This is a genomic window from Leisingera sp. ANG-M1 (genome assembly GCF_000813745.1).
Classification (GTDB): domain Bacteria; phylum Pseudomonadota; class Alphaproteobacteria; order Rhodobacterales; family Rhodobacteraceae; genus Leisingera.
Map to the genome: position 1 here is coordinate 127,243 of NZ_JWLC01000020.1, position 25,570 is coordinate 152,812.

A 25,570-nucleotide genomic window follows, 5' to 3' on the forward strand; every position below is an offset into this window, starting at 1 on the left:
TCAGTTAATCCCGTTCTCACGTTGAATAGCGCGAATGTAGCTGATTACCATGGCCACGTCGCCGCGGGTCAGCCCTTCGATACGGGGCATGTCGCCAAAAGGCCAGTGATGACTCCTGACACCTGTGGCGACGGCACGCTGAAAGGCCTCGTCGGCGTGATGTCCGGGCTCATAGATAACGTGGATCAGCGGCGGGCCCGAACCCTGGCGGCCGGTGGCGTTTTCACCATGGCAGGCGGTGCAAAAGCTGTCGAATATCCGTTTGCCGATGACTGCATTGCCGGTTAGCGGCGGCACTGAAACTTCGGTCATGGCGGCACCCGGATCGGGCGCTGGCGGGGCGCTGTCATCAGCCCTTTCGGGCCGCATGATGAGGAAGACAGCAGCAGCCAGCACTGCAGCGGCGGCGAGGACGGGAATTGTCCGGTTCATTGTTCTTTCCTTGTAAAGCAGAAGCGGGCCGCAGTCTGACGCGGCCATGCGGGTGGCAGCCGCCTGCGCGGGCGGCGGCGTCGGCTTTACAGATTGGGTGGGCGGTCACTGCGCTTTGGCGCGGCAGGCGTTGCCATTTGCGCGGCCTGCAAGTCCCATCCGCTGCGGGTCAGCGCAAGCGCGGTGCCCGCGGGCCCGGCCGGCAGGACGGCGGCAAAGCAGGCGAAGGGGTTGCAGCGGTCATGCTCCGGTGTGCCGGCATCGGGGTGCTTGCCGGCGGCTTGGGCATGGGCCGTGTGATCCATGTGGTGGGCTGGAGCCGCGGCGGTGTGGTCCGGGCAGCGGGCTCCGGCGCAGCCGCCGGGGAGCGCATTTGCAAGGCTGCCGAACACCAGCAAAAGAGCCAGCAGCGCCGTCATCAAAGTTGTCATCAGTGCAGAGGTTATTTGCCCGGGCAGTATCACGGCGGCAGCTTATGCCACATCTTGGGACGGGACAATGGCCGCCCGGGCCGCGGGGCTGGTACATTCCGATACAAAACACGCGCGGACCTTTGCAGCGGGGTGCGCTATGGTCTGAAGCCATGACCAATGTCCCTCATATTCTGATTGTCGATGACCATCGTGAAATCCGCACAGCGGTGACCCGTTATCTGGAGATAAACGGGATGCGGGCCACCGGCGTTAAGGATGCGGAAGAAATGGACGCGCTGCTGGTGTCGTCCAAGGTCGACCTGATCGTGCTGGACATCATGATGCCGGGCGAAGACGGGCTGTCGGCCTGCCGCCGGCTGTCGCGCGAGGGGCAGCCGCCGGTTCTGCTGCTAACCGCCCTGGGCGAGGAGGACAGCCGCATCACCGGGCTGGAAAGCGGGGCGGACGATTATCTAGCCAAGCCGTTCAACCCCCGGGAGCTCTTGGCGCGTATCCGCGCGATCCTGCGCCGCACCGCCGGGCAGGAGCCGCCTGCGGGCCGGTTTGCGGGGCAGCGGGTGCGCTTTGCGCACTGGGTGCTGGATTGCGACCGGCGCGCGCTGACCGGCGAGGACGGGCGGGAGACCGGCCTGACCGGGGCGGAGTTCAAACTGCTGGTCACCCTGCTCGAGCGCAACCGGCTGGTGCTGAGCCGCGATCAGCTGATGGAGCTGACGGCCGGGCGGCCTGCCACGCCGACCGACCGGACAATAGACAATCAGATCAGCCGCTTGCGGCGCAAGATAGAAAAGGATCCGCTGCGCCCGCGGCTCATTACAACGGTGCGCAACGCCGGCTATTGCCTGGCGGCCGATATCCAGGCGGCCGGCGAATGAAACCCTTTCCGCAGACCTTGCGCGCCCAATTGATGCTGCTGGTTCTTCTGGCCCTGGCTGCGGCGCAAGCGGTCAACCTGTTCTGGTTCGCGGATGAGCGCAGCCTGGCTGTCCGTGCGGCATTGGGGGCCGAAGCGGCAGAACGGGCTGCCAATGCAGCGCGGCTGCTGGAGGAGGCGCCGCCGTCGCTGCACCCGTCTATCATCCGCGCCGCCAGCACGCCGCTGGTCCGCTTCGATATTGCCGACGCGCCATCAGTGGATCACACGACGCATGATCAGCGGGGCGCCGCAGAAGCAAGGGTCCGGACCCTTCTCGGAGAGCGGTTCGGCGGCGAAGTCCGTGCTGAACTGCACGAGATCGACAGCGCGCAGCTGCCGCTGGCCTATCTGACCCCGGAAATGGCCGAGACCCACCGCGACATGATGCGGGGCCATATGCTGGCAATCGAGCTGAAATTCTCCATTGAGCTAAGCGACGGCCAATGGCTGAATGCGGGCACCCTGTTTGAACGGCCTCCGCTGCAATGGCCTGTGCATTCAGTTGCTACCTTCGTGCTTTCAGCCGGCTTCATCCTGACTGCGGTTTTCTGGTTCGTGCTGGCGCAAGTGGCCAGACCGCTCGGCAAGCTCGCCAGCGCGGCCGAGAAACTGGGACCGGAAGAAAAAATCGCTGTGCTGCCGGCTGCCGGGCCGCAGGAGGTCCGCGAGCTGGCCGCTGCCTTTGACCGGATGCAGGACCGGATCTCTGGGCTGGTGGCGGAGCGGACCAGAATGCTGGCGGCCCTGGGACATGATTTGCGTTCGCCGCTGACCGCGATGCGGGTGCGGGCCGAGCTGATCGACGAGGATGAAACCCGCACCAGCATGATCACGCTGATCGAAGAGATGCAGGAGATGGCGGAAACCACTCTGTCCTTTGCGCGCGGGCTGTCGGTCGCGGGCCGGGCCGAGGATTGTGAACTCGGGCAGTTCCTGGAGGATCTGCGTCGGGAAATGCCGGGGGGATTCCAGCTGGAGCATGGGGGCACGGTTTCAGTCTGCTTGCACCCGGCTGCGATGCGCCGGGCGCTGCGCAATGTTATCGAAAACGCGCAAAACTATGGCGGTGCGGCGCGGGTTTCTTATGTCCTGCAAGAGGGGCGCATAGTCATCACAGTTGCAGACGACGGCCCCGGCATAGCGGAGGCCGATCTCGAAGCGGTTTTTGAACCTTTTCTGCGGCTTGAAAGCTCGCGGTCCCGGGAAACCGGCGGCCACGGGCTGGGGCTGTCGATTGCCCGTACGATTTTGCGCGCGCATGGCGGGAATGTCTCGTTGCGCAACAGCGCTGACGGAGGTCTCTGCGCTGAGCTGACCCTGCCTCTGGGCAACCCCGGGCGCCCGGGCTGATTTGAGGGTGCGGGAATTTTAAGCTACGTGCGGGCTGCTGGAAAATCACTTGCGGCCCCGTCTGATCCCGCCAGGAAGATCAGTATCTCCCTGTAGCGGATCCGCGTATCTTCAAGCTGCTGATAGAAGCGGAACAGCTCTTTGAGCGGGGCCGAGAAATCCTTATGCGCCGCCAGCACCGCGATCAGGGCGCCCAGGGTGATGCGCTCCTCCAGCACGAAATATCCGCCAAGGGAGTAGAACAGGAACGGCGTCAGGGCGGTCAGAAAATTGTTCAGCGCCTTGGCCAGAAACTTCACCCGGTGGATCCGCCTGCGGATCGCCTCCAGCTGCCGCAGCGAGGCCGCCGTTGCCAGTACCTCGCCCGGGTGGTCCTGTACCGGGTCCAGCTGCCCTGCCAGGCCGCGGGCAAGGCGGCGCATCTCCTGAATACGTTCCCGGCTCAGCCGGTTCACGATCCGCTGCAAATAGGGCAGCAAAAACAGTTGCAGCGGCAAAATTGTCAAAGCTGCCGCACCCAGGATCGGGTCCTGGATGAACATGAACAGCAGAATCGTCAGCAGCGTCCCGCCCTGGGTCACCGGCAGCGCCAGCAGATCCGCTGCAAAGCCGCCAATCGGCTCCGCTTCCTGCCCTAGAATCTGGGGAAGTTCGCTTTTGCGGGCACCGCCGGCCTGTTTGCGCCAGTGGCGGTAAATCAGCAGCCGCAACCGTCTGAGGCAGCGTTCGGCAAGCCGCCCCTTCAGCACATTCAGCAGGTACTTCCCGGCGCCGTTCAGCGTGATCGCCAGCAGGAAAACACCACTCAGAACCGCCAAGTGCTGACCAGCGCTGAGATCGTAGCCCAGCAGGTTCAGAGGTGCGTGCGATTTGCTCAGAACGTTGTTCACAATCTGCTTAGGCAGTTCCAGCGAGAGGTACAAAACCGGCAGCAAGGACAGACTGAGGAGCAGCAGGTAAATCTGCTGGCGGCGGGTGGTCTGCAGGACCTGTGCAGTCAGATTGCGGTCAAGGCCCGCGACCTGCCTGCTCGCCGAAGTGCCCTTGCCGGATACAGAATGCGGCAGCCGCAAACGGAGCGCCCGGAACAGCAGGCGCCCGGCAGAGACGGCCAGCAGCGCCGGGGCCAGCAGCAAGACCAGGTGCATCGCCGGATGCACCCATTCCGGCGAGGTTTCGTCATAGCTGAAACCCAGCCAATTGGCGGCCTCATGTGCAAAGGAATGGTAGTGCGGAAAAGGATGCTCGGCGGGCATTGAAACCGGTCTGCTTTTTGGGAGAAAAAACGCGGCAGCCCCTTAGGAACTGCCGCGCCGCGGTGCTGCTGCCTGAGGGGGTAGGCAGCGGCACTCAGCAGATCATTGAACTGCAACCTGGCCGTACATGCCGGACTCATAATGCCCCGGGATCAGGCAGGCGAATTCGAAAGTGCCGCCATTGCTGAAGGTCCAGATGATTTCGCCGCGCTTGCCGGGGGCCAGGGTGACGGCGTTCGGCGTGTTGTGCATTTCCATCTGCTCCGACATGGCCTGCTTGTGCATGGCGTTGCGCTCTTGCGTGTCGAGGACGAATTCATGATCAAGCTCGCCCTTGTTCACCACCATGAAGCGGATGGTCTCGCCCTGTTTGAATTCCATCGCTGCGGGAGAGAAGATCATCTCGCCGTCATCGGTTTCTTTCATTGCCACTTTCACGGTGCGGGACACCTCGCTGCGGTTGCCAGGCTTGCCTGCCGCCATCTGTTCGCCGTGGGCGCCATGGCCGTCGCCGTGGCCCGAAACGCCGGCCAGAACTGGGGTGCCGGCCAGGGCGGCCAGCGCCGCGCAAAGGAAAAGTTTCTTCATTGGTATCTCCTTGATTTCGAGAGGGGAATTTGCCCTTCCGCCGCCGGAACCATGGCAGGAAAGGGAAGCGCCAGGCCGGGCTGTCCCGGCCTGGCGCCAGGGTTCAGAACATCAGACGGGTCCCGAAGACGACCGAGAACACACCGTTCTCTTCACCGCTGGCGCGCAGCAGATCCGCCGTGCCGCCAAAGGATTCCTCGTAATTGACGCCGATGTAGGGAGAGACCGCCCGGTCGATCAGGTCATAGCTGAGCCGTAGCCCAGCCTCGATCGTAGCGCCGCCGGCCGATTGGCCGTAGGCAAGGTCATCCTGCAGCGGCACCGTCAGCTCCAGGTTCGGGACCAGGATCAGGCGGTTGGTCAGCAGCGCCTCATACTCGCCCTCAAAACGGAAGAACGAATAGTCCGACAGGTACAGGTCGGCGTCGATCTCGAACCATTGCGGCGCCAGCCCCTTGAGGCCCAGCACCGCGTTGTAGCGGTCCGGCAGTTCGTCCGGCGTGCTGGCCTGCACCCCCACGACAGCGTCGAAAAAGGTGGAAACCGGGAACTGCAGCCGCAGCTGGTTCTCCAGGGCTTCAAATTCGCCGGAGCCCTGCTCCCGCTCGCCTTCGCTGCGCCAGACGAATTTCAGCTCGTCGGTGCCGATCATGGCGTCGAAGTCCCAGACAAAGGCGTCTTCGCCGTCGCTTTGCCGGTATTCCAGCTGCTCGGCCTGTAGGCCGTAGATCAGTTGCTCTGCTCCGGCGGGGGCGGACCACAGCGCCGCCACACCGGCCGCGGCGGCCGCCGAGATGCGTGTCTTGCTCATGTTTTTGTCTCTTTCTGATCTGGCACGGTCAAGCCGGGCCGCCTTCGATGATCACCTTGCGGAACATGCCCGCATCTGCGTGGTAGGAGAGGTGGCAATGGAAGGCCCACTGGCCGGTCACATCGACTTCGGTCTCGGTATAGACGGTGGTGCCCGGTGCCACGCTGATGGTGTGCTTGATCGGGTCGCGGCGGCCCTTGCCGGTGTCCACGATCGTCCACATGCCGTGCAGGTGCATCGGGTGCGCCATCATGGTTTCATTGACGAATTTGAACCGGACCCGCTCGCCGTACTTCAGCCTCAGCGGCTCGGCTTCCGAGAGCTTCTTGCCGTTGATTGACCAGATGTAGCGCTCCATGTTGCCGGTGAGGCGCAGCTCGATTTCCCGTGTCGCAGGCCGGTCTCTATAGAGCGGCCGGCGGGCGCTGAGGTCATCGTAGGACAGGAACTTGCCGCCGTTTGCCGCGCTTGGGGTAAGGCCGCTGCCCGCCGCATAGAACCCTTCCTGTTCGCCAGCCATCGCCATTTGATGCCCGCCGTGGTTCATCCCGGCCATGCCGCTGTCTTTGGATGCCTTGGCCCCGCCCATGCTGTGCTGACTGTGATCCATACCCGCCATCGGCTCTGCCTTCGCAGGCGCGGCCATATTGTGCTGGCTGTGGTCCATTCCTGCCATGGACTGGCTGTCCGAGGCGGCCTGCATCTGATGCTGGCTGTGATCCATGCCCGACATCATCATCACGCTGTCGGACGAGCCTGTGTCGCTGCGCATCACATGGCCTTCCATGCCCATGCCGCCCATCATGCCGGCCATATCGGCCATCGTCAGCCGCGGCTTGGGCCGCATCGCGGGGACCGGCCCGGCCAGGCCTTCGCGCGGCGCCAGGGTGCCGCGCACCATCGCGGTGCGGCCCATGGATTCCGCCAAAATGCTGTAGGCACGGCTTTCGCGGGGCTGGACAATCACGTCATAGGTCTCCGCCACCGCAATCCGCAGCTCATCCACGGTGACCGGCTTCACGTCATTGCCGTCAGCCTGAACCACGGTCATCTTCAGCCCCGGGATCCGCACATCGAAATAGGCCATCGCAGAGGAGTTGATCAGCCGCAGCCGGACTTTCTCGCCAGGCTTGAATAGCCCGGTCCAGTTCTGCGCCGTGCTCTGGCCGTTGATCATCGGGGTGAATCCTTGGACGTCTTCGATGTCGGTCGGCATCATCCGCATCCGGCCCCACATCTTGCGGTCTTCCAGCGCCGCTTTCAGCCCCATGCTGCCGGAATCCTCGATCAGATCCTGCAGCGAGCGCTGCGAGCGGTTGTAGTAATCCGCCGACATCTTGAGATTGCGCATGATCCGCTTGCCGCGGTGCGGGTGGGTGTCCGTCAGCTGAACCACATAGTCGCGGTCCGCCCGCACTGTCTCTCCGCGTTTCGGCTCGATCACGATGGCGCCATAGGCCCCGTCGGGTTCCTGGAATCCGGAATGGCTGTGGAACCAGTAAGTACCGGCCTGCACGATCGGAAATTTATAGGTGAAGGTCTCGCCCGGCTTGATGCCGTCAAAGCTGATCTCCGGCACCCCGTCCTGGTCAAACGGCAAGATCAGCCCGTGCCAATGGATCGAGGTGTCTTCGCGCAGGTTGTTGGTGACGTTGAGGGTAACCTCTTCGCCCTCGCGGAAGCGCAGGATGGTCGGGGTCTGGCTGTTGTTGTAGCCGACACCGGACTTGCGGAAGTCCCCGGCGTCGATGCGGATCTTGTCCACGGTGATGTCATAGGTCCCGGCCTGGGCCGCGGCAGCGGCGGACAGGGCAAGGGCGGCGCCGGCAATGGCCGCGCGCAAAGATACGATGGGGTTCATCGTCAGTCCTTGTATTGTTTGGGAATTCGTCGGGTGAGCCACTTTGGGCAGCCTCTGGCGCTGTGCTCAGTCAATTGCCGAGACACACGTTCAATGCGCGCGAAGCTTGCCAATGCGCACCGCAGGTTGATGGCGGCACGGCAGCAGTGGATTTAGTCTTGAAGGTTCACGCCTTTGGAGGCGGAATATGCGCCTCGGGCATCGCCGACGCTTGGCCGGAGCCGTTCAGCAGAACGGACAGTTTGCCTGTATTCTCAGCAACGGAAAGCTTTTGCCACGGCTGCAATGCAACGGGCACCTCGCAGGCAGCGGCCTTGTGGCAGGGGCCGGAACCCGTGTGGGTGTGACTGTCTGCCACTTCATGCTGAGCGGCGGCTGCAACCGCAGCCTGGCCTTCGGCCTCTGCAGTCAAGGGCGCAAGCAGCGCGGACATCGCCAGGACCAGTGCCAGCGCAAATGCCGTCCACAATTTCGCCGCCCGCTGGCGCATCCGGAAGCCCTTTCCATTCTTGCCATGTTTAGCTAGCTGCCGCAGGCCGGCAACTCAAGGATACGTTTTGATACATTGCCCTGCAGCTGTTCAACGCGCAGCTTGCGAGCAGGAGCCTGCAAGGACGAGTTATTCGGTGCAGCATAGCTTTGATTGTGACCTCCGCCGAAGAGCCTGACAGTTCGAGTCCATGGCTGAGGTTGGCCAGCTGGAGGCCATCACCTGCACGGCAAGTAAAGATCAATGCTATTGGGCCGTCTATCCGGGTGATGGGCCACCTCGCATGTCCCCACTTCCAAGCTAGAAGCCGTAAACACTCTGCTTGCGACCGCACATGCCTGTTAAAATTCATGCATTTATTGAAGATTCCGGCCCAAAATGGCATTGTTAGCATTATGCTGAAGTTGTTCTCGATAACTTTGGCCCTTTTGGCCCTGACCGCTTTTGTTTCACTGCGGCCGGAGCCTGGCACGGAAACGACTTACCTCTCACACCCTGTAGAGCATGGCCCGCTGATCGAACTTGTAACCGCGACCGGAACCCTGGATGCGCTGGTGAAAGTGGATATCAGCTCTCAAGTTTCAGGTCGGATTGCCGAGGTGAAAGCCGGGTTCAACAGCCGCGTCAGCAAGGGCGAAACCCTGGCCATCATTGACCGTGAAGGGTTTCAGGCACGTGTCGAAGAAGCCAAAGCCGCGGTTGAAATCGCGCTGGCAGCGGTTGAGGTTCAAAGCGCCACACTTGAAAAGGCCGCGGTAGACATTGAAACGGCCCGGCAGGAGCTGAACGTTTTCCACGCCAGAATTGATCAGGCCGCTGCCAGCCTGTCGCTTGCGCGGGCACGGCTTGCCCGCAGGGAGGCCTTGCAGAAGAACGGGACCGTCTCGGCGGCTGATGTGGAAGATGACCAGAGTGCGGTGCTGAGTGCAGAAGCACAGCTGCGCGAAGCGGAAGCGCAGCTGGCAGCGGGCAGCCAGAGGATTGAGGCAGCACGGGCCGAACACGCCCGGGCCCGGGCGGAACTTGCAGGGGCGCGGGCGAATGTGCCTCAGCGCCAGGCGGCCCTGCAACTGGCCCAGGTCGAATTGGAGCGCACCGCGATCCGGGCTCCGATCGATGGTGTTGTCATCGACCGCAGTGTGGATGAGGGGCAAACCGTTGCCGCAACGCTTGAAGCGCCGAAACTGTTTACGATTGCCGAGGAGCTGAGCCGGATGGTCGTTCATGTCAGTGTGGATGAGACCGACATAGGACACATCCGGACCGGCCAGTCAGCCGTGTTCTCCGTTGATGCTTACCCGGCAAAGCAGTTCTCAGGAACCGTGAGCGAAATCAGGAAGTCTGCGAAAGTTTTTCAGAACATCGTCACCTACACTGTGGTTCTGAACACGGAAAATCCTGGCGACTTGCTGTTCCCGGGCATGACAGCATTGGTCGACATCGCAATCCGCGAGACCGACCCGGCCCTGAAAGTGCCAACCAGCGCTTTGGCTTTCCAACCGTCCCAGAACGGCCTGACACAGGAGGCTGGCGGGCAGCCGGCTGTCTGGCGCCTGGATCCATCCGGCACTCCGGAGCCTGTGCCGGTTCTTCCTGGTGAGCAGGACGCCAGCCACACGGCTGTGACCTCGGAGCAACTCAAGGAGGGCGACCTGGTCATCAGCGGTGAAATCAAGACACAAGCCGAAAGCCGGTTGCAGCAGATCTTCCGGAACAGGTGGTAGCACCCATGCTCATTGAGGCGCGGAAAATCTGCAGAAGCTACCGGACCGGCACATCACGGGTTGAGGCAGTGCGCAGCTGTTCCTTTTCTTTGGCGGCCGGCGAGTTCCTGGCAATCACCGGCCCAAGCGGATCCGGAAAATCCACTCTGATGTCCATTCTTGGCCTGCTGGAGCGGCCTGCTTCCGGCTCCCTCTGGTTTCGGGGAAAGGACACAGGGGAGATGTCGGCCGGCATTCGCGCCAGGCTTCGGAACCAGGAGCTTGGGTTTGTGTTCCAGTCGTACAATCTGCTGCCCCGGCTCACCGCCTTGGAGAATGTGGAACTGCCAATGATCTATGCGGGGATGCGGGCGGCCAAGCGCAAGAGCCGGGCGCGTGCTTTGCTCCGCAAGACCGGGCTGGAGGACCGCCGGAACCACTTCCCGAACCAGTTGTCAGGCGGCGAACAGCAGCGGATTGCTATCGCCAGGGCGCTGGCCAACGACCCCGGACTGATCCTGGCGGACGAACCGACCGGTGCGCTCGACAGCGGGAAGGGCCGGCAAATCCTTGCTCTGTTTCAAGAGATCAATGCTGAAGGACGCTCTATAGCGGTCATTACGCATGACGAGGATGTGGCCCGCCGTGCAGACCGCATTCTGCGCATGAAAGACGGTGAAATCATCGGCGATGAACAGGTGGATCCGGACAGCCGGATGCTGCCAGAAACCTCCGCCCGGTTTGTGCGTCATCAGACTGGAGCGGGACAGCTTGCCGCCGGTGAAGGCTCTGGCAAGAGCCGGGGAGGCGGCGATGCCTCTGTTTGAAAGCCTCCGGCTTGCCTTGCGGGCGCTGCGGGCAAACCTGCTGCGCAGTTTCCTGACGATGCTGGGCATTATTGTCGGGGTCACCTCGGTTGTGGCGATGGTGGCCTTCGCGGCTGGTGCACAGCGGGAGATCGACCGGCAGATCAAAACGCTTGGCGCCAATGTGCTGATGATTGTGCCTGAGCTGAACCGGGGAACCGATGCTAAGGCGGGCCTGTACCAAGCGGCCATCCTGCGGGAAGCCGACGCGGACGCGATTGAGGCGCATATCCCTCAGGTCATTGCTGCAGCGCCTTCCACCCGGGCCGAACTGCAAGTGATCAACAGGAACCGAAACACCTGGGTTACCGTCAATGGCACGACTGCGCGCTACTTCTCCATCCGCGAATGGCCTATAAGCCGCGGACGGCTGTTTTCCAGCAAAGAGCAAACAAACGGCGGCAAGGTTGCCCTGCTGGGGCAGGACACTGCCGAAAAACTGTTCGGGGAAAGCGACCCGGTCGGCCAGACCATCCGCATCCTTTCGGTGCCGTTCGAAGTCATCGGAATCCTGGCAGAGAAAGGCACTTCGGGCTCCGGGCGGGCGCAGGATGAGATAATCTTCATTCCGATCAGCACCGCGCAACGCCGGTTGTTCGGGAGTGCAAATCCGGTTCATCGCGGGTCGGTCGACTACATTCTGGCCAAGGCATCTACGGCTGCTGCGGTGCCGCTGGCAGAACAGGAGACCACCCGGCTGCTGCGGCAACGGCACCGGATACCGGCAGGCCGCGCAAACGATTTCCGCATTGTCGACCCGGCCTCGCTGATGGAGGCCCGGCACGCAGCTTCGCGCACTATCGGCTGGCTGCTGGCTGGGATCGCCGGAGTGTCGCTGGTTGTGGGCGGGATCAGCATCATGAACATTATGCTAGTCTCAGTCGCTGAACGCACCCGCGAGATCGGGTTGCGGATGGCCGTCGGCGCCCGGCCCGGAGATGTGCAGTTTCAGTTCCTCATTGAGGCCGTACTGCTGTGTTTCCTGGGCGGGCTGATCGGCCTTGCCGCCGGGGCTGCACTGGCATTTGGCGCCAGCAAACTGGCCGGCTGGCCGGTTTTTCTGAGCCCCCTGTCGCTAATCGGTGCGGTTGGGCTGGCATCGGCCGTGGGGATGGTTTTCGGTTTCTTCCCGGCGAGGCGTGCATCGCGCCTGGATCCGGTAACGGCGCTGCGGATGGAATAAGCGCAAAAAACTGGCGCCCCCACGAGGGGAGGGGCGCCATGCTGATCATCTTTCGGCCGGCCGCTGGACCGGCAAAAGATGCGTCAGTTCGGATCAACATCCCTTGGGTGATCCTCATCCGGCTCGAAGTAGGGGCCGGCAAAGTCCACATTCTTTATGCAGATCCACATTTGTTTTCTATAGCTGTACCGCAGAATTTCGCCATCATTGCCTTCGCCATTGTTACCGCAGCGGCGCTCGGCCAGTTCCCTTTCTGTTGGCTTGTTGCCATTATCGTTGCCTGCAATTGCAGCAGGTGCGATAAACCCGATTATGAGTGCGGTACCCACGAGAATTTTTTTCATAACAGCCTCCACCAGTTAACAAAGACATTCTGCGAAACAGTAAGCACCCAGAAGGATTGGGGTCTTCTGCTTCCAGACGGGTATCAATCCGGCACGTTTCCTGAGTTGCCAGGGTCCTGATCACGCGGATGGTCTTCGGATGCGTTCGGCCCCTTGATGCACTTGAATCCGCGACGCGTCAGGATAACAGCTTCTGCACCGTTGCCATGACCGTGATTGGTGCATTTGGCGATAGCCAGCAGGTAAGGGTTCTGCCCAACCTTCAAACCATTGTCTGCAATTGCTGCAGGTGCGCTGAACCCGGCTATAAGAGCCGTAGCAATGAATAGTTTCTTCATAACAGCCTCCACAGTTAACGAACTCCGCCACTGAACCAGAAACACCCGCACGCCGCATCGCTCAGATAGCCGGGCTGCGGCACAGGTAATGGCCCTCAAACTAGTGGTGGATTTCGCGCCCGCCTTGAACCTGCCTCCAGTATGAAACGGGAGGTTGCGCTCGCACTGCAATTGCTTGGAATCAGTCACAAAACTTGACCGAATTGCTGCGCCGCCGAAGGAAATGCTGCAGCCTTGCCTCGGAAACTAATGCTCCATATGCGCAAGCAGCGAGACCAGCTCTCCCTGGCGATGCGTATTGGTCTTTTGAAAGACCGCGCGTAAATGACTGCGCGCGGTCCAGATGGAAATGTTCAGGTGCTGGGCGGCCTGTTTGAGGCTCAGCCCTTTTGACAGCTGCACGGCTACGGATGCCTCGGCAGGCGTGAGGTGGAACTCCTGCTGCAGCAATTCCGGGCAGAGCCCTGGCTGGTTCTCCACTTCCCTAATGCTGAGCAAGGACAGCGCCCCGTCCAGTTTCTGCCGGAAAGCAGGCGGCAGAGGGATTACATCAATGTAGACGGACTTCTCGTCGGATATTGGCAGTCTGACCGGCGGCGGCAGGGGTTTTGCAGAGGTTTCATCATACTCCATACCAGCCCGGATCAGACGGGACAGTTTCGCGTTTTGCAACGTGTCGCGGATCCGTATGTTTTTCCAGTGCAGCACCAGCTGGCAGGCGGGGCTGCCATTCAGCACGAGATCCAGATGAGCCAGATTTCCGCTTTCGTCCAAGGCCATCAAGCCATAGCTCTTGCCGCCGAGAAGTTCGGTCCATTCTTCCAGCCAAACAGAAGCCAACGTGCTGCCCCCTTCATCACGTTCCGCGGTAATCGCAACCGGCTCGACCTGGCCTCGGGCGTGAAATGCTATAGGGAAGCCGCTGCGGCAAAAGATGTTTGGCGAAGAGAAAAGTTCATTGCCCCAAGCTTAGTCAGCGGGCAGGCACTCACGTCTGGCAGTAAAGCCCTGCGTTCCACTTGCACTTCTTACACATTCCATACTTCATATGCACGGAAATGTAAATCAGAGGGTTCCGGGGCGCAGTGAGGCGTTCAAAAAGTGGAGTCTGTATTCTGAATGCTTTCAACTACTTAACTTGCAGATTGATGAACGGAAAGAATATGGCAGCCTGCAAAGGCCGCCGGTGTGTTTGCCATTCCTATATTCAACCAGGTGCAATACTGCTCATCCTTGGCGGATTTGGTCTGCTGGCAGATGTGGGGAAAACAGCACGCCCAGAAGCTGCCCGGCTTCGATGGCGTGCAGATAGTGCTGTGCAGGCATGGAGCAAGATAAGCGTATTCACGGGTTGGGCTTGTTCCAGTCATCCTCCGCGCCAGGCGTGAATGACGACAGGCAGCCCGAAACGGACGTGGCCCTCCTGTCTATTTAGCGAAAAGCACACCTTCGCGAAGGCTTCGCTGAACTTCCATACTACAGACCAAGCCAACATGGGCCGAACGGCGGCTATTAATTCCGATCTCTTGCTGTGTCATTGCCAGAATGAGCACCCTCGAGGAAACCAGCCCCCATGCAGGCCGTCTACCGATCAGCAGCGGGGGGTGTTTACGCGATTGGCGAGTAGGATTGCAGTTTTGAAGATAGGTGACCGGTGGTCTCTTGTTTGGCGGCCGATGGTTTCCTTTGTGTCGTGTGCAGCAACCCGGACATGAGAGACAAACAATGAAGCGAAGGCTCTGAAAGGAGAAAGTGATGGCATTCCAAAGGGCTCGCCAAGCGTATCAGATCGCGGAGCGCCGTGCCTCTATTCTGAAGCAGGCCCGTGCCTTATGCGCCGAGTTCGGGGTCATGGACTGGTCTTTGAATGAACTAGGGCGGAGGTCGGATGTTACGAAGTCCAATCTGTACCGGTACTTCAGTAGTCGCGAAGAAATCCTCTTGGTTCTGATGCATGAGGAAACCCGTCTCTTTGCCAGCCGGCTCCATGCGGAAACCAAAGACCGGCAGGAGATGAGCGTGGCAGAGCTCAGTGTGCTGATCGCATCGCTCTATGGCAGGCAGAGCTTGCTCTGTGATCTGCTTTGCGTTTCAGCCTCTTTGTTGGAAAACCACGCAGAGCTGGAGACTATCCGCGGCATCAAACTATCCGGCTTTGAAGACAGCGCTATGGTGGCATCGGCCATTGCGCGTGTCCTGCGCGCTGTTGACGAAGAACAAGCGTCCCAGATTGCATTTATCTCTGGGATCATGGATTCGGGGCTTTGGCCGATGGCCCGAGCCGGTGCACCGGTCCAACGGTTCGCCGACTTGGACGGGTTGGAGCGCCTCAAGATGGACTTTCCTACTGAACTTAAGAGGATGCTTGAGGCGTAAATTATTGGAATCGTGGAGCAAAACTTAAACAGCAGTGCAGGCTGACAAAGCATAGTTTCGTTGCGATACCGCAATTTGACGGCTTGGGCGTACAGCGCCCAACTTTTGGTCCCATCTGTATGTCCGTTTGCAGGAACTGCCAGACTTTGCAACGGCCGCTATCTGCGCACAGCGGACGCAAGTGGGTACCTAAGCAGCGCGTGCAACGGATTTCATTTTCATTTTGCCGAGGCGCTTTGGAGGGAGAGTGGAACACGTAGATCCATCTCATTCCCGAAATCTGGGCAGGATTAAATAGGATTTGAGAATGCGTATTATATCAAATATGCCTGTGACAAACATGTTTGGAGCGATTCCCATGGCAGATACGCAGCCAAAGCGGCCTAAAATGTTCGACGTCACCGCGGCAGAGATCAGCAGGCTGGTCACGGTTTTCTATGCCCGCATCCGCCAGCATGAGGAATTGGGGCCAGTCTTTGATGCGGCGGTCGCCGACTGGCCTGCGCATGAGGCAAAGATCGCGGCGTTCTGGCGCGGGGCAATTCTGCGGGAGGAGGGATACAGCGGCAATCCGATGCAAATGCATCTGGCGAATACCGCGATCCTGCCTGAGCACTTTCCCCTCTGGCTGGATTTGTTCCGGGATACCGCACAGCGGGAGCTGGATCCGGAAACTGCGCATGCTTTTGCAAATCTCGCTGACCGGATCGGCAAGGGGCTGTCCTACGGGATTGAAAACTTCCGGCAGCCCGATGGGGCGCCTCCGGTTCTGACCTAGGCAAGCTGCTAGCGGCAGGGGCCGGGCAGTTCCTCAAATTATGGTAATGTTGAGTTCTCCATCTGTCCGGACGGCTGCAATAAAGGAGATTGGGAATGACAGAAAATGTCTACTCCAAGGCGCGGGTGATCACCGAGGATCCCGGACATGTCGTGCAGCGCTGGCTGATCGCCGGATGGCGGGACCTGCGGGGCAACCTCGGGTTTTCCTTGTTCTACGGCTTTGCACTGGTGCTGGCCGGCTGGGGGATGATCTGGTTCCTGGCAGCCAGCGGCATGGCTTGGATGCTGCTGCCGCTGCTGGCGGGCGGGGTGCTGGTGGGGCCGGTGGCAACGGTGGGCCTTTACGCCGTGGCCAGCGGCAAGCGGGAGGTGGCCTCGAAAGGGCAGATTGCGCTGGTGGGGGCGATCCTGATGGTCTTTGCCTTGACCTGGATCCGGGCCGCCACGGTGCTGTTTGCCATTGTCTACGGGCTGCGCCCCTTTGCCGGTTTCACCGAGACGCTGCAGCTGCTGCTGAGCACGCAGGAAGGCTGGGTTTTGATGGTGGCGGGATCGCTGACAGGCGGGCTGTTTGCAGCGCTTGGCTTTGCGGTCTCGGCCTTTTCACTGCCGATGCTGGTGGACCGCAAGATCGACGGCTTCTCGGCCATGGGGCTGAGCTTTAACGCCGCCACTCATAACTTCTGGCTTTGCGTCTGGTGGGGCGCGGCCATCACCTTCCTGACCGCCCTGGGCATTCTGACCGGACTGCTGGGGCTTGCGATTGTCTTTCCGCTGCTTGGCTACGCCACTTGGCATGCCTACGCGGATCTGTTCCATGGAGATGCATGAATGTCTGAGGCTCTTCCCAAAGGCGCGGTGCATTACGCCACCTCGCGGTTCACGCAGGACACCTTGCCGGAGAAACTGCGCCAGGATCACAGCACCAAGGCAGGCGTCTGGGGCCAGCTGGCGGTGCACAACGGCCGGCTGCGGTTCCGGCGCGAGGACAAGGCGGAGGTGATCGTTGAGGCGGGTGGCACCGCTGTCTTTGCCCCGCAGGAGGTGCATTCGGTCGAAGCGCTTGGCGCTGTGGAATTCGAGGTCCGGTTCCACCGGGAGGAGGCCCCCGATGCAGCGTAGCGTGAATTTTGAAAATGCGGGCCTCCTTGCAGCCCTGTCCCTGGTGCTGCTGGGCGGGCTGGCCATTCTGGGCTGGGGCGTGCCGCTGGGATATGTGCTGCACGGCTGGCTGATTGCGCTGGCGGCGGGCTGGGGCATCCTGTGGATGCTGAACCGGATCAGCGACGGGCCGGCAGAGGTGCCGCTGGAATATAATGACAAGGTCATCCGCTACGGTGTCATTGCGGCGCTGATCTGGGGGATCATCGGCTTTGCGGTGGGAGACATCTTGGCATGGCAACTGGCCATTCCGTCGCTCAACGGCGATATGTCCTGGTCTAATTTCGGGCGGCTGCGGCCGGTGCATACCTCAGGCGTCATCTTCGGCTTTGGCGGCAACGCGCTGATCGCCACATCCTTTTACGTGGTGCAGCGGACCTCGCGGGCGCGGCTGGCCAGCGAAACGCTGCCCTGGCTGGTGTTCTGGGGCTACAACCTGTTCCTGGTGGTGGCCGCCTCCGGCTATCCGCTGGGCATCACCCAGTCCAAGGAATACGCCGAGCCCGAGTGGTATGCGGATCTGCTGCTGCTGGTCATCTGGATCGGCTATCTGATCCTGTACCTGCGCACGCTGGCGCGGCGGGCCGAGCCGCATATCTACGTGGCCAACTGGTACTACCTGGCCTTCATCGTGGTGATTGCGATGCTGCACACGGTGAACAACCTCTCGGTGCCGGCCTCGATCGCCTATCCCAAGAGCTATTCGCTGTTCTCCGGCACCCAGGATGCGATGACACAATGGTGGTACGGCCACAACGCAGTGGGCTTCCTGCTGACGGCCGGTTTCCTGGGGATGCTCTATTACTTCCTGCCCAAGGCGGTGAATCGGCCGGTCTATTCCTACCGGATGTCGATTGTCGGCTTCTGGGGGATTACGTTCCTCTACCTTTGGGCCGGCTCGCATCACCTGCATTACACGGCCCTGCCGGATTGGGTGCAGTACCTGGGCATGACCATGTCGATTATCCTGCTGGTGCCCAGCTGGGCCTCGGTCTTCAACGGCATCCTCACCATCAACGGCGCTTGGGACAAAGTACGCACCGACCCGGCGGTCCGCTTCATGATGGTGGCGGTGCTGTTTTACGGGCTGTCGACATTCGAGGGCTCCTTCATGGCGATCCGCCCGGTGAACTCGCTGAGCCATTACACCGACTGGACCGTGGGCCATGTGCATGCAGGTGCCTTGGGCTGGGTCGCCTTCATCACCTTTGGCGCCATGTACAAGATGGTGCCTTGGGTCTGGAAGCGCGAAGGGGTCTATTCGCTGAAGCTGGAGGCCTGGCACTTCTGGCTCGCCCTGTCGGGCACGCTGATCTACGTCGGCGCGATGTGGAACAGCGGTATCACCCAATCGCTGATGTGGCAGACCTATGATGCCGATGGCGCCTTTCTCTATTCCTTCCTCGACAGCGTGATCGAGATGCACCCCTACTACGTGGCCAGGGCGGTCGGCGGGCTGCTCTACCTGATCGGGGCCTGCATCGGCGCCTACAATATCTACATGACGGTGAGCGGGCCGCGGAAAACCGAGACCCGGCAAACCGGGCCCCTGGCCCAGCCTGCGGAGTAACGCCCATGAGCACAGCACATCAGAAGCTTGAACGCCATTCGCTGGGATTTGCCATGATGATCCTGGTCGTGGCCTCGATCGGCGGCATTGTGGAAATTGCACCGCTGTTCACCATCGAAAACACGGTGGAGGAGGTCGACGGCATGCGGCCTTATACACCGCTGGAGCTGGCCGGGCGCGACATCTATGTGCGCGAGGGCTGCTATGCCTGCCACAGCCAGATGATCCGCACCCTGCGATCGGACGTGGAACGCTACGGGCATTACAGCCTGGCCGCCGAAAGCATCTATGACCACCCGTTCCAATGGGGCTCGAAACGCACCGGACCGGACCTGGCCCGGATCGGCGGCAAGTATTCGGATGACTGGCATGTGGCGCATCTGGAGGCGCCGCGCGAGCTGGTTCCCGGTTCGGTGATGCCTGGCTATGCCTTCCTGTCTGACACCCGTTTGTCCACCGGCCACCTGCCTGCGGCGCTGAAAGCGCTGAGCCGGGCAGGGGTGCCCTACACGGACGCCCAGATCGAAAACGCCGAAAAGGACGCGGTCTGGCAGGCGGATTTCGAGCAGAACTATGAGGGCGAGCTGCAGGAGAGCTATGGCGCAAACGTGCAGGTCCGCGACTTTGATGGCCAGCCCGGGCGGTTAACGGAAATGGACGCACTGGTGGCCTATCTGCAGATGCTGGGCACCCTGGTCGATTTCGACTCACTGAACATGGAGGAGGTGAACCGATGACCCATGATGCAGTATTGGTTTTCTCCAAGACCTGGGGTGCGATCTACCTGCTGACCGTCTTTCTGGCTGCGGTGGTCTGGGTCTACTGGCCCTCGCGGCGGCGGATGTACGACGATGCGGCGCAGTCCCCGCTGGACGGGCGGGAGGACCAGCCATGGCGGTAAGGGAAAAGGATCCGGTCTCGGGTACCGAGCTGACGGGCCACGAGTGGGACGGGATCAAGGAGATGGACTCGCCGGTACCCTGGGCCTCCCGCTGGGCGCTGTGGATCAGCATAGCGGTGTCGGTCCTTTACTGGATCCTCTACCCGTCCTTTCCGCTGGTTTCGGAGTATGCACGGGGCGTGCTTGGCTATTCCTCGCGGGCAGAGGTGACGGCAGCGGTGACCGCGGCGGATGCCGGGCGGAAGCAGGCCTTTGCGCCGTTTGCCTCCGAAGACATTGAGGCCCTGGCTGCGGACACATCGCTGGAGGCGCGTTATGGCGCGTCTATCGCCAAGCTCTACGCGGACAATTGCGCGGCTTGCCATACCGAGAACCTGAAGGGGCAGCCCGGGTTCCCCAGCCTGGCGGACGGGCATTGGCTGTGGTCAGGCACCCCGGAAGAGATCGAGTACACTATCCGCTATGGCATTAACACCCTGCATGACGAGACGCGGATTGCCCAGATGCTGGCCTTTGGCGCCGACGGGATGATCGAAAAGCCGCAGGTCAAAGAGGTGACTGAATTTGTGCTGTCGCTGTCAGGGCAAGACCATGATGCGGTGGCGGCTGAGGCGGGCAGGGTGGTTTTTGAAGAGAACTGCGCCTCCTGCCATGGCGATGACGGCCGTGGCGGCTATGAAAACGGCGCGCCGGATCTGGGGGATGGCCATTGGATCTACGGCGGCAGCCGGGAGGACATCTATCAAAGCGTCTATTACGGCAGGCAGGGAGTCATGCCCGCCTGGGAAGGCCGGTTGAGCGATGCGCAAATCCGGATGCTGACGCTCTATCTGCTGTGGAACGCTGAAGATGCCCCAAGCTGAGGAAAACCCGCGGTTCCGCAGGGCCATGTATCTGCTGATACTGGTCCTGCTGGCCGGTTACATCGGTTTCAAGGCCTGGCACTTGTCTGTGGCGTTTGATGCCTGGGAAGATCAGCCGTTGAAAGACGTGGTTTCGGGCGCCGCCAAGTAGGCTTCTTGCGGAATATATGCGCATGCTGTTTGCGTATTAGCGGCTTCAAGCAGCTCCGCGGCCCGCCTCCAGCGCCCGAATCAGGTTCTTCATGCCGCGGTTTCCGTTCAGAACATCCTGCAAAGTCTTGCTGTCGAGCGCGGCAAAGAACACTTCCTGCGCTTCGTTCAGAATCGGCAGCAGCCCGCAGGCCGGAGTCATCACGCAGCAGCCGCCATCCTCTTTCATGCACTCCACCAGCGGTGTGCCGCGTTCGGATTTGCGCAGCAGCCCGCCGATGGAGATCGCCTCCGGCGGCAGCGCCAAACGCATGCCTCCATTGCGACCGCGGATGGATTCCACATAGCCCTCGTGGGTCAGCCACTGGGAGATTTTGGCCAAGTGGTTGAAGGGCAGGTTCTGCATCCCGGCGATCTCGCGGGTCGACATCAGCCCCTCCTCGTGAGTGGCGAGGTGGATCAGGATGCGCAGGGCGTAGTCTGAGAACTTGGTGATCTGCATAAGCGTTCATCCCACAAAAAATACGTTTTGAAAATACGTATTTTATTGACTCGGGCTGGGCGTAGCAAATAATAGGCATTGAAAATACCGATTAAGGGAGACTGCACATGCAGCCAGTTGTTCTATTGATCTCGCTGATCCTGATGGCGGCGCTGACGGCGGCCTTCTGGCTGGCGGCCCGTGCGTCGCGCGGGGAAGCGCCCGGTCCGAAGGCAAACAGCAAACGCACCGGTTTGATCTGGGCGATGACAATCGCGGGCGTAATCATCTCTGTTGGTTCGCTGCGGCAGTGGCCGCATGCGCTGGCCAGCACCGGCGATGCGCTGGAGGTGCACGTCAGCGGCGGCCAGTGGTGGTGGGATATCGACACTACCGAAATCCCGGCCGGAACGCCGGTCAATTTCAATGTGACAACCGAGGACGTGACCCACGGCATGGGCATCTATGACAGCGGCCTCACGCTGCTGACCCAGGTGCAGGCGATCCCCGGCTATACCACCAAGGTCACCTACACCTTCACAGAACCGGGGACCTATCAAGTTCTGTGCATGGAGTTCTGCGGAGTGGCCCACCACGACATGGTCAATGAATTCGAAGTTGTAGCGGCGGAGGAATAAATGAGCACTGCATCTGAACCTGCTGCGGCCGGGCATGCCGCAGTTGAACCCTCAGCGGCCCCTCAGGCCGGAGCGGTCAAGCTGACGATGATCCTGTCGGGCGCGGTTTTTGCGCTGATGATGGTCTTTGGCCTGATCATGCGCGCGGCCCAGGGCCAGTGGATCGAGCTGGACCCGGCGCTGTTCTATCAGATCCTGACCGCGCATGGCGCGGGCATGGTCGGCACTGCGGCGCTCTCGGGCGCGGCCATCCTGTGGTATTTCAGCGGCCGCCATGTGGTGCTGACCGCGGGTATCTTCTGGGCCTTCCTTGGCCTGTTCCTGCTGGGGGTCGTGCTGATCCTGGGCGCGATCTTCGTCGGCGGCTACGGCGGTGCTTGGACCTTCCTGTTCCCGCTGCCCGCCCTGTCCGGCGGCGCCTGGGAAGCTGGGGCAGCCGCGGCCTTCATGTTGGGCTATGTCTCCATTGGCGTCGGCTTTCTGCTGTATTATCTTGAGCTTGGCCGCCAGATCCATGCCCGTTACGGCAGTCTGGCGCGGGCGCTTGGCTGGAACCTGATCCTGGGGCGCGAGGACAAAAACCCGCCGCCGCCGACCATCGTAGCCGCCGCAGCTGTGACCATCTTCAACTCGATCGGCATCATCCTGGGTGCAGCCGTTCTGGTGGCCAGCCTGGTGCATCTTCTGGTGCCGGGGTTCGAGGTCGACGCGCTTCTGGCCAAGAACCTGATCTATTTCTTCGGCCATGTCTTCATCAACGCCTCGATCTATATGGCGGTGACAGCTGTCTACGAGATCCTGCCGGAATACACCGGGCGTCCGTGGAAATCGAACCGGCTGTTTGCCATTGCCTGGAATGCGGTGCTGATCTTCGTGATGGCGGTCTACTGGCACCACCTGCTGCAGGATGTGGTGATGCCGCCCTGGATGCTGGTGGTGGGGCAGCTGGTCTCCTACTTCAGCGGCATTCCCCTGATCGCGGTCACGGCCTTTTCCACCTTCCTTTATGTGCGCGGTTCCAGGATGACCTGGGACCTGGCGTCATCGCTCTTGGTGCTGTCGGTGGCAGGCTGGTCGGTGGGGTCGATCCCGGCTTCCATCGACGGGATGATCAGCGTCAACAAGGTGATGCATAACACCATGTGGGTGCCGGGGCACTTCCACACCTACCTGCTGCTGGGCGAGGTTGCGATGGCCTTTGGCTTTATGGCCTGGCTGGTGCGCGGCAAAACGATCTCGCAGATGGGCGGTTTGGATCGTGCGGCCTTTGTCACCTATCTGGCGGGTGCGGCTGGCTTCGTGACGGTGTTTCTGTTCTCGGGTGCCGCCTCGATCCCGCGCCGCTGGGCGGTGCATTACGAGGAGTGGCTGACCCATGACCGCATCGGCACCCTGTTCAGTGTGCTGGTGGTGCTGGGGACGATGGTTTTCGTGCTGCGCTTCGTGGCGCGGCTGGGGCGGAGCGGCGACTGATGCTGGCTCGGGTTCTCCCCTCAGTTCTCGCCGCCGCGGTCGGTGGCGGGATTCTGTGGCAGGCCACTGACGGGGCGCAGGCCTTCACCAGCGAGGCGGCCCGTCGGCTGGATGTGGTGCGCGCGCCCCGTGCCGTTCCGGAGGTGCGGCTGGAGGATATGGCCGGCCGGCAGGTGCCGCTGCTGCCGCAGGCGGGCGAGGTGGTGCTGGTTGAGTTCATCTACACGGTCTGCGGCGATATCTGCCAGATTGCCGCCGCGGACTTTGCCGAGATCCGCGACCGCCTGCAGGCGCGGGGGCTGAGGGTCCGGCTGCTCTCGGTCAGCTTCGACCCGGAGCGGGACACGCCGGAGCAGATGGCGATCTATGGCGATGCGCATGACGCTGACGGCGCCATGTGGACCGTTGCGCGGCCATTGCAAAAGGATCTTCCGGACCTGCTGGAGCTGTTTGACGTGACCGTCATCCCGGATGAATGGGGCGGCTACCAGCACAATGCCGCGATCCATGTGATCACCAGCGATAGCCGGTTTTCCGCCGTCTATGACACGGATGCGGTGGAAGCCGTGCTGGCCCATGTCGGCGGGGTGCAGCCATGAGGATGATCTGCCTCGCCCTGCTTGCCTTTGCCGAAGCGGTTGCGCTGCGGGAGGCGGCAGTGGCCAGCCCGGTCCAGCATGTTCTGGTGCAGATGCCCTTGCTGGTGCTGGCAGGTTTCATGGCGGCCTGGGACCTGAAAGCGCCGCGCGGCTGGGCTGTGCCGTTGCTGCTGTTGGCGCTGACCGCTTTCCTGTTCTGGATGCTGCCGCGCAATGTGGACTGGGCGCTGTCCCTGGCGGGAGAAGCGGCCAAATACATCACCCTGCCGCTGCTGCTGGGACTGCCCCTGCGACTCTCCTGGCCCTGGCTTGGCCCCATTCTGCGGGGCTTTTTGAAAGCCAATGCGCTGTCGATGCTGGGGGTGCTCGGGTTCCTTTACACCCACGCGCCGGTGCGGATCTGCAATTCTTACCTGGTTTCAGCCCAGCAGGACCTGGGTTTTGCCTTCCTTTACCTTGCCGCGGCTCTGGCCTGCCTCTGGGCTATCCCGGTTTTGTTCGGGCATCCGCGCTGCGGGCCGCTTGGCGCAGCCGGATGCTCAAGATGCGGAGCTTGAAGTGACATGACCTATGCCGAAACCGTCCTGGGATTTGCGCAGCTGGCGCAGAAGAAGGGGGAGGCTCTGCGGAACGATCTGCTGGCCTTTCTGATCCTGGCCATGAAAGCGGGTGCATTTGTTGGCGCGGGCATCCTGCTGATCTTTTCCGTGGGGCAGGGGGTGGACGGTGCTATCCGGCCTATCGTGATGGGCGCGAGCTTTGGGATCGCGCTGACGCTGGTGGTGTTTGCAGGCGCCGAGCTGTTCACCGGCCACACCATGTATATGACCCACGGCCTGCTGACCGGGCAGAGCGGGCTGGGCGATCTTTTGCGCTGTTGGGCGGCCAGTTGGGCGGGCAACCTGGCGGGCGCCCTGCTGCTGGCGCTGCTGTTCGTGGCAGGTGGCGGGGGCCTGATCCTGGGCGCGGGCGAAGACGCGCTGCTGTACAAGGTGGCGGCCAAGAAGATGCACGGAACCGGTCTTCAGCTCTTTGCCAAGGCGGTGCTGTGCAACTGGTTGGTCTGCCTTGCCTTATGGTGTTCGGCGCGGGCCAAGGATGACGTGACTAAATGCATTGTGATCTTCTGGTGTCTCTACGCCTTTATTGCTGCCGGTTTCGAGCATAGCGTGGCCAATATGACCGTGTTCTCATTGGCGCTGCTGTCCAGCCACCCGGACAGCATCTCGGTCGCGGGCGCAGCCCATAACCTGCTGTTTGTCACCTTGGGCAACGCTGCCGCCGGCGTCGGCATCATGGGCTACGGCTACTGGCGTGCTGCCTCCCGCCCGCGGGTTCCGGGCGTCGCGCCGGTTCCGCCGGCCAACAGCAGCATTGAACAAAACAGGCAGCAAAATGGCTGAAAATCAAATGCCAGCCGGTGCCGCCTGCACAAAGGTAGGCCCCCCGGCTGCCAAGGGAATCGAAAACGCCGCCCGGAGTCTGTTATTCACCTGGGCTGGCGGAGCAATTGCCGGCAATATGATCGCGGCGCCCGCCAAATTCCAGGCGCCGTCTCTGACACTGCCGGTGGCGTTGGAGGTGGGCCGGGCGCAGTTCTTCTGGCTCGGCGTGGCCGAAGCTGTTTGTGCTTGCGCGCTCCTGCTGCTGCTGTGTGCTGCGCGGCGGCGCCCCTCCTTGCCCCTAGCGGCGGCCCTGAGCCTGTTTGCAGTGCAGAGGTTATGGATCATGCCGGTTCTGGACACTCGAACCCTTGCCATCATCACCGGCGGACAGGTGGCGGAAAGTTCTTTCCATCTGGTCTATGTCGCTTGCGAAATACTGAAAATCTGTTGCCTGATCTGGGCAGGCTCCGGGGCAAAGCCAGCGAAAATGGCAGCCTTGTCCCGCTCAGCCGTCTTTCTTTAGGCACCTTAAAAAGGCGGCTTAGTGCAGATTTCAGACTGCTGGACTCGCCAAGAGGCGCCCGGAGGTAGATGACCGCATCCACACAGGAAGTTCGCGGT

The 25,570-nt window shown here is 61.5% G+C and carries 31 protein-coding genes; 20 read left to right on the forward strand and 11 right to left on the reverse strand.

Translation table 11 applies throughout. From position 1 onward, the window contains the following. Together RA19_RS17340 and RA19_RS17345 are read right to left on the reverse strand one after the other, a co-directional pair. Nucleotides 1-432: a c-type cytochrome gene (locus RA19_RS17340; RefSeq protein WP_039164897.1), complete on the reverse strand. Its 432-nt coding sequence runs from the start codon at nt 430-432 to the stop codon at nt 1-3. 86 nt (nt 433-518) lie between these two features. Then, nucleotides 519-863 (reverse strand): hypothetical protein, encoded by a 345-nt coding sequence (locus tag RA19_RS17345; RefSeq protein ID WP_039164900.1) that lies wholly within the window; start codon nt 861-863, stop codon nt 519-521. A gap of 152 nt (nt 864-1,015) precedes the next feature. Between RA19_RS17345 and RA19_RS17350 the strand changes: the two genes are divergently transcribed. Then, nucleotides 1,016-1,741, forward strand: coding sequence for a response regulator (locus tag RA19_RS17350; RefSeq protein WP_039164903.1), 726 nt, complete (start codon nt 1,016-1,018; stop codon nt 1,739-1,741). Next, on the forward strand, nt 1,738-3,132 hold the full coding sequence (locus RA19_RS17355; RefSeq protein WP_039164905.1) for an ATP-binding protein: 1,395 nt from the start codon (nt 1,738-1,740) through the stop codon (nt 3,130-3,132). Before RA19_RS17350 ends, RA19_RS17355 begins: the two co-directional genes overlap by 4 nt. A gap of 23 nt (nt 3,133-3,155) precedes the next feature. On the opposite strand, the gene RA19_RS17360 is transcribed toward RA19_RS17355, so the two are convergent. The 5 genes from RA19_RS17360 to RA19_RS17380 all read right to left on the reverse strand — a co-directional run bounded on the left by RA19_RS17360 (nt 3,156) and on the right by RA19_RS17380 (nt 8,138). Then, entirely contained in the window at nt 3,156-4,388 is a 1,233-nt protein-coding gene (locus RA19_RS17360; protein ID WP_241479088.1) for an ABC transporter transmembrane domain-containing protein, read from the reverse strand. A gap of 102 nt (nt 4,389-4,490) precedes the next feature. Next, nucleotides 4,491-4,976: a cupredoxin domain-containing protein gene (locus RA19_RS17365; protein WP_039164907.1), complete on the reverse strand. Its 486-nt coding sequence runs from the start codon at nt 4,974-4,976 to the stop codon at nt 4,491-4,493. Between the two features lie 103 nt (nt 4,977-5,079). Further along, the gene (locus RA19_RS17370; RefSeq protein WP_039164910.1) at nt 5,080-5,787 is read right to left on the reverse strand and encodes a copper resistance protein B; all 708 of its coding nucleotides are present in this window, start codon (nt 5,785-5,787) and stop codon (nt 5,080-5,082) included. A gap of 28 nt (nt 5,788-5,815) precedes the next feature. After that, on the reverse strand, nt 5,816-7,648 hold the full coding sequence (locus tag RA19_RS17375) for a copper resistance system multicopper oxidase (RefSeq protein WP_039164912.1): 1,833 nt from the start codon (nt 7,646-7,648) through the stop codon (nt 5,816-5,818). A gap of 166 nt (nt 7,649-7,814) precedes the next feature. Then, complete coding sequence (locus RA19_RS17380) at nt 7,815-8,138, reverse strand: hypothetical protein (protein WP_039164914.1); 324 nt, start codon at nt 8,136-8,138, stop codon at nt 7,815-7,817. Between the two features lie 155 nt (nt 8,139-8,293). Here RA19_RS17380 and RA19_RS17385 point away from each other — a divergent pair, with 155 nt between their 5' ends. From RA19_RS17385 to RA19_RS17395, 3 genes are read left to right on the forward strand one after another with little or no spacing between them, the layout of a single operon-like run. After that, nucleotides 8,294-9,862: an efflux RND transporter periplasmic adaptor subunit gene (locus RA19_RS17385; RefSeq protein WP_152615797.1), complete on the forward strand. Its 1,569-nt coding sequence runs from the start codon at nt 8,294-8,296 to the stop codon at nt 9,860-9,862. A 5-nt stretch (nt 9,863-9,867) separates the two neighbouring features. Further along, nucleotides 9,868-10,668 (forward strand): ABC transporter ATP-binding protein, encoded by an 801-nt coding sequence (locus tag RA19_RS17390; RefSeq protein WP_082020584.1) that lies wholly within the window; start codon nt 9,868-9,870, stop codon nt 10,666-10,668. Beyond that, a complete protein-coding gene (locus RA19_RS17395) occupies nt 10,655-11,890 on the forward strand; it encodes an ABC transporter permease (RefSeq protein ID WP_039164917.1) in 1,236 nt (411 codons plus the stop codon). The genes RA19_RS17390 and RA19_RS17395 overlap by 14 nt, the downstream gene beginning before the upstream one ends. Before the next feature lie 83 nt (nt 11,891-11,973). Here the strand turns inward: RA19_RS17395 and RA19_RS17400 are convergent, their stop codons facing one another. The 3 genes from RA19_RS17400 to RA19_RS17410 all read right to left on the reverse strand — a co-directional run bounded on the left by RA19_RS17400 (nt 11,974) and on the right by RA19_RS17410 (nt 13,352). Further along, complete coding sequence (locus tag RA19_RS17400; RefSeq protein ID WP_039164920.1) at nt 11,974-12,234, reverse strand: hypothetical protein; 261 nt, start codon at nt 12,232-12,234, stop codon at nt 11,974-11,976. 83 nt (nt 12,235-12,317) lie between these two features. Then, nucleotides 12,318-12,572, reverse strand: a complete 255-nt coding sequence (locus RA19_RS17405) for a hypothetical protein (protein ID WP_152615800.1) — start codon at nt 12,570-12,572, stop codon at nt 12,318-12,320. A 246-nt stretch (nt 12,573-12,818) separates the two neighbouring features. Then, a complete protein-coding gene (locus tag RA19_RS17410) occupies nt 12,819-13,352 on the reverse strand; it encodes a helix-turn-helix transcriptional regulator (RefSeq protein ID WP_152615801.1) in 534 nt (177 codons plus the stop codon). Between the two features lie 975 nt (nt 13,353-14,327). Here RA19_RS17410 and RA19_RS25890 point away from each other — a divergent pair. The 9 genes from RA19_RS25890 to RA19_RS27685 all read left to right on the forward strand — a co-directional run bounded on the left by RA19_RS25890 (nt 14,328) and on the right by RA19_RS27685 (nt 20,374). Next, nucleotides 14,328-14,948 (forward strand): TetR family transcriptional regulator, encoded by a 621-nt coding sequence (locus tag RA19_RS25890; protein ID WP_052261868.1) that lies wholly within the window; start codon nt 14,328-14,330, stop codon nt 14,946-14,948. A gap of 358 nt (nt 14,949-15,306) precedes the next feature. Next, a complete protein-coding gene (locus RA19_RS17420; protein ID WP_039164927.1) occupies nt 15,307-15,726 on the forward strand; it encodes a group III truncated hemoglobin in 420 nt (139 codons plus the stop codon). A 95-nt stretch (nt 15,727-15,821) separates the two neighbouring features. Next, on the forward strand, nt 15,822-16,559 hold the full coding sequence (locus RA19_RS17425) for a DUF2189 domain-containing protein (RefSeq protein WP_039164929.1): 738 nt from the start codon (nt 15,822-15,824) through the stop codon (nt 16,557-16,559). Next, nucleotides 16,560-16,850, forward strand: a complete 291-nt coding sequence (locus tag RA19_RS17430; RefSeq protein ID WP_039164932.1) for a DUF1971 domain-containing protein — start codon at nt 16,560-16,562, stop codon at nt 16,848-16,850. Further along, nucleotides 16,840-18,459, forward strand: a complete 1,620-nt coding sequence (gene ccoN / locus RA19_RS17435; protein WP_052261869.1) for a cytochrome-c oxidase, cbb3-type subunit I — start codon at nt 16,840-16,842, stop codon at nt 18,457-18,459. Before RA19_RS17430 ends, ccoN begins: the two co-directional genes overlap by 11 nt. Before the next feature lie 5 nt (nt 18,460-18,464). Continuing rightward, nucleotides 18,465-19,196: a cytochrome-c oxidase, cbb3-type subunit II gene (gene ccoO, locus RA19_RS17440; RefSeq protein WP_039164934.1), complete on the forward strand. Its 732-nt coding sequence runs from the start codon at nt 18,465-18,467 to the stop codon at nt 19,194-19,196. Next, nucleotides 19,193-19,360 carry a cbb3-type cytochrome c oxidase subunit 3 gene (locus RA19_RS17445; RefSeq protein WP_024096594.1) on the forward strand — a complete coding sequence of 56 codons (168 nt, stop codon included), beginning with the start codon at nt 19,193-19,195 and terminating at the stop codon, nt 19,358-19,360. The genes ccoO and RA19_RS17445 overlap by 4 nt, the downstream gene beginning before the upstream one ends. Further along, a complete protein-coding gene (gene ccoP / locus RA19_RS17450) occupies nt 19,351-20,223 on the forward strand; it encodes a cytochrome-c oxidase, cbb3-type subunit III (RefSeq protein WP_039164936.1) in 873 nt (290 codons plus the stop codon). The genes RA19_RS17445 and ccoP overlap by 10 nt, the downstream gene beginning before the upstream one ends. 25 nt (nt 20,224-20,248) lie before the next feature. Continuing rightward, nucleotides 20,249-20,374 carry a hypothetical protein gene (locus tag RA19_RS27685; RefSeq protein WP_275041745.1) on the forward strand — a complete coding sequence of 42 codons (126 nt, stop codon included), beginning with the start codon at nt 20,249-20,251 and terminating at the stop codon, nt 20,372-20,374. 45 nt (nt 20,375-20,419) lie between these two features. Here RA19_RS27685 and RA19_RS17455 read toward each other — a convergent pair whose 3' ends face one another. Next, the gene (locus tag RA19_RS17455) at nt 20,420-20,875 is read right to left on the reverse strand and encodes an RrF2 family transcriptional regulator (protein ID WP_039132372.1); all 456 of its coding nucleotides are present in this window, start codon (nt 20,873-20,875) and stop codon (nt 20,420-20,422) included. Nucleotides 20,876-20,982: 107 nt separating this feature from the next. Here RA19_RS17455 and RA19_RS17460 point away from each other — a divergent pair, with 107 nt between their 5' ends. The 6 genes from RA19_RS17460 (at nt 20,983) to RA19_RS26635 (ending at nt 25,472) form a co-directional block, all read left to right on the forward strand. After that, a complete protein-coding gene (locus RA19_RS17460) occupies nt 20,983-21,492 on the forward strand; it encodes a cytochrome c oxidase subunit I (protein WP_039164940.1) in 510 nt (169 codons plus the stop codon). Then, nucleotides 21,493-22,965 carry a cbb3-type cytochrome c oxidase subunit I gene (locus RA19_RS17465; protein WP_039164943.1) on the forward strand — a complete coding sequence of 491 codons (1,473 nt, stop codon included), beginning with the start codon at nt 21,493-21,495 and terminating at the stop codon, nt 22,963-22,965. Next, nucleotides 22,965-23,564, forward strand: coding sequence for an SCO family protein (locus RA19_RS17470; protein ID WP_039164945.1), 600 nt, complete (start codon nt 22,965-22,967; stop codon nt 23,562-23,564). The genes RA19_RS17465 and RA19_RS17470 overlap by 1 nt, the downstream gene beginning before the upstream one ends. Next, nucleotides 23,561-24,121: a hypothetical protein gene (locus tag RA19_RS17475; protein WP_039164948.1), complete on the forward strand. Its 561-nt coding sequence runs from the start codon at nt 23,561-23,563 to the stop codon at nt 24,119-24,121. The genes RA19_RS17470 and RA19_RS17475 overlap by 4 nt, the downstream gene beginning before the upstream one ends. 6 nt (nt 24,122-24,127) lie before the next feature. Beyond that, nucleotides 24,128-24,967, forward strand: a complete 840-nt coding sequence (locus RA19_RS17480; RefSeq protein ID WP_052261870.1) for a formate/nitrite transporter family protein — start codon at nt 24,128-24,130, stop codon at nt 24,965-24,967. A gap of 325 nt (nt 24,968-25,292) precedes the next feature. Further along, nucleotides 25,293-25,472, forward strand: a complete 180-nt coding sequence (locus RA19_RS26635) for a hypothetical protein (protein ID WP_152615802.1) — start codon at nt 25,293-25,295, stop codon at nt 25,470-25,472. Nucleotides 25,473-25,570: the final 98 nt, after the last annotated feature.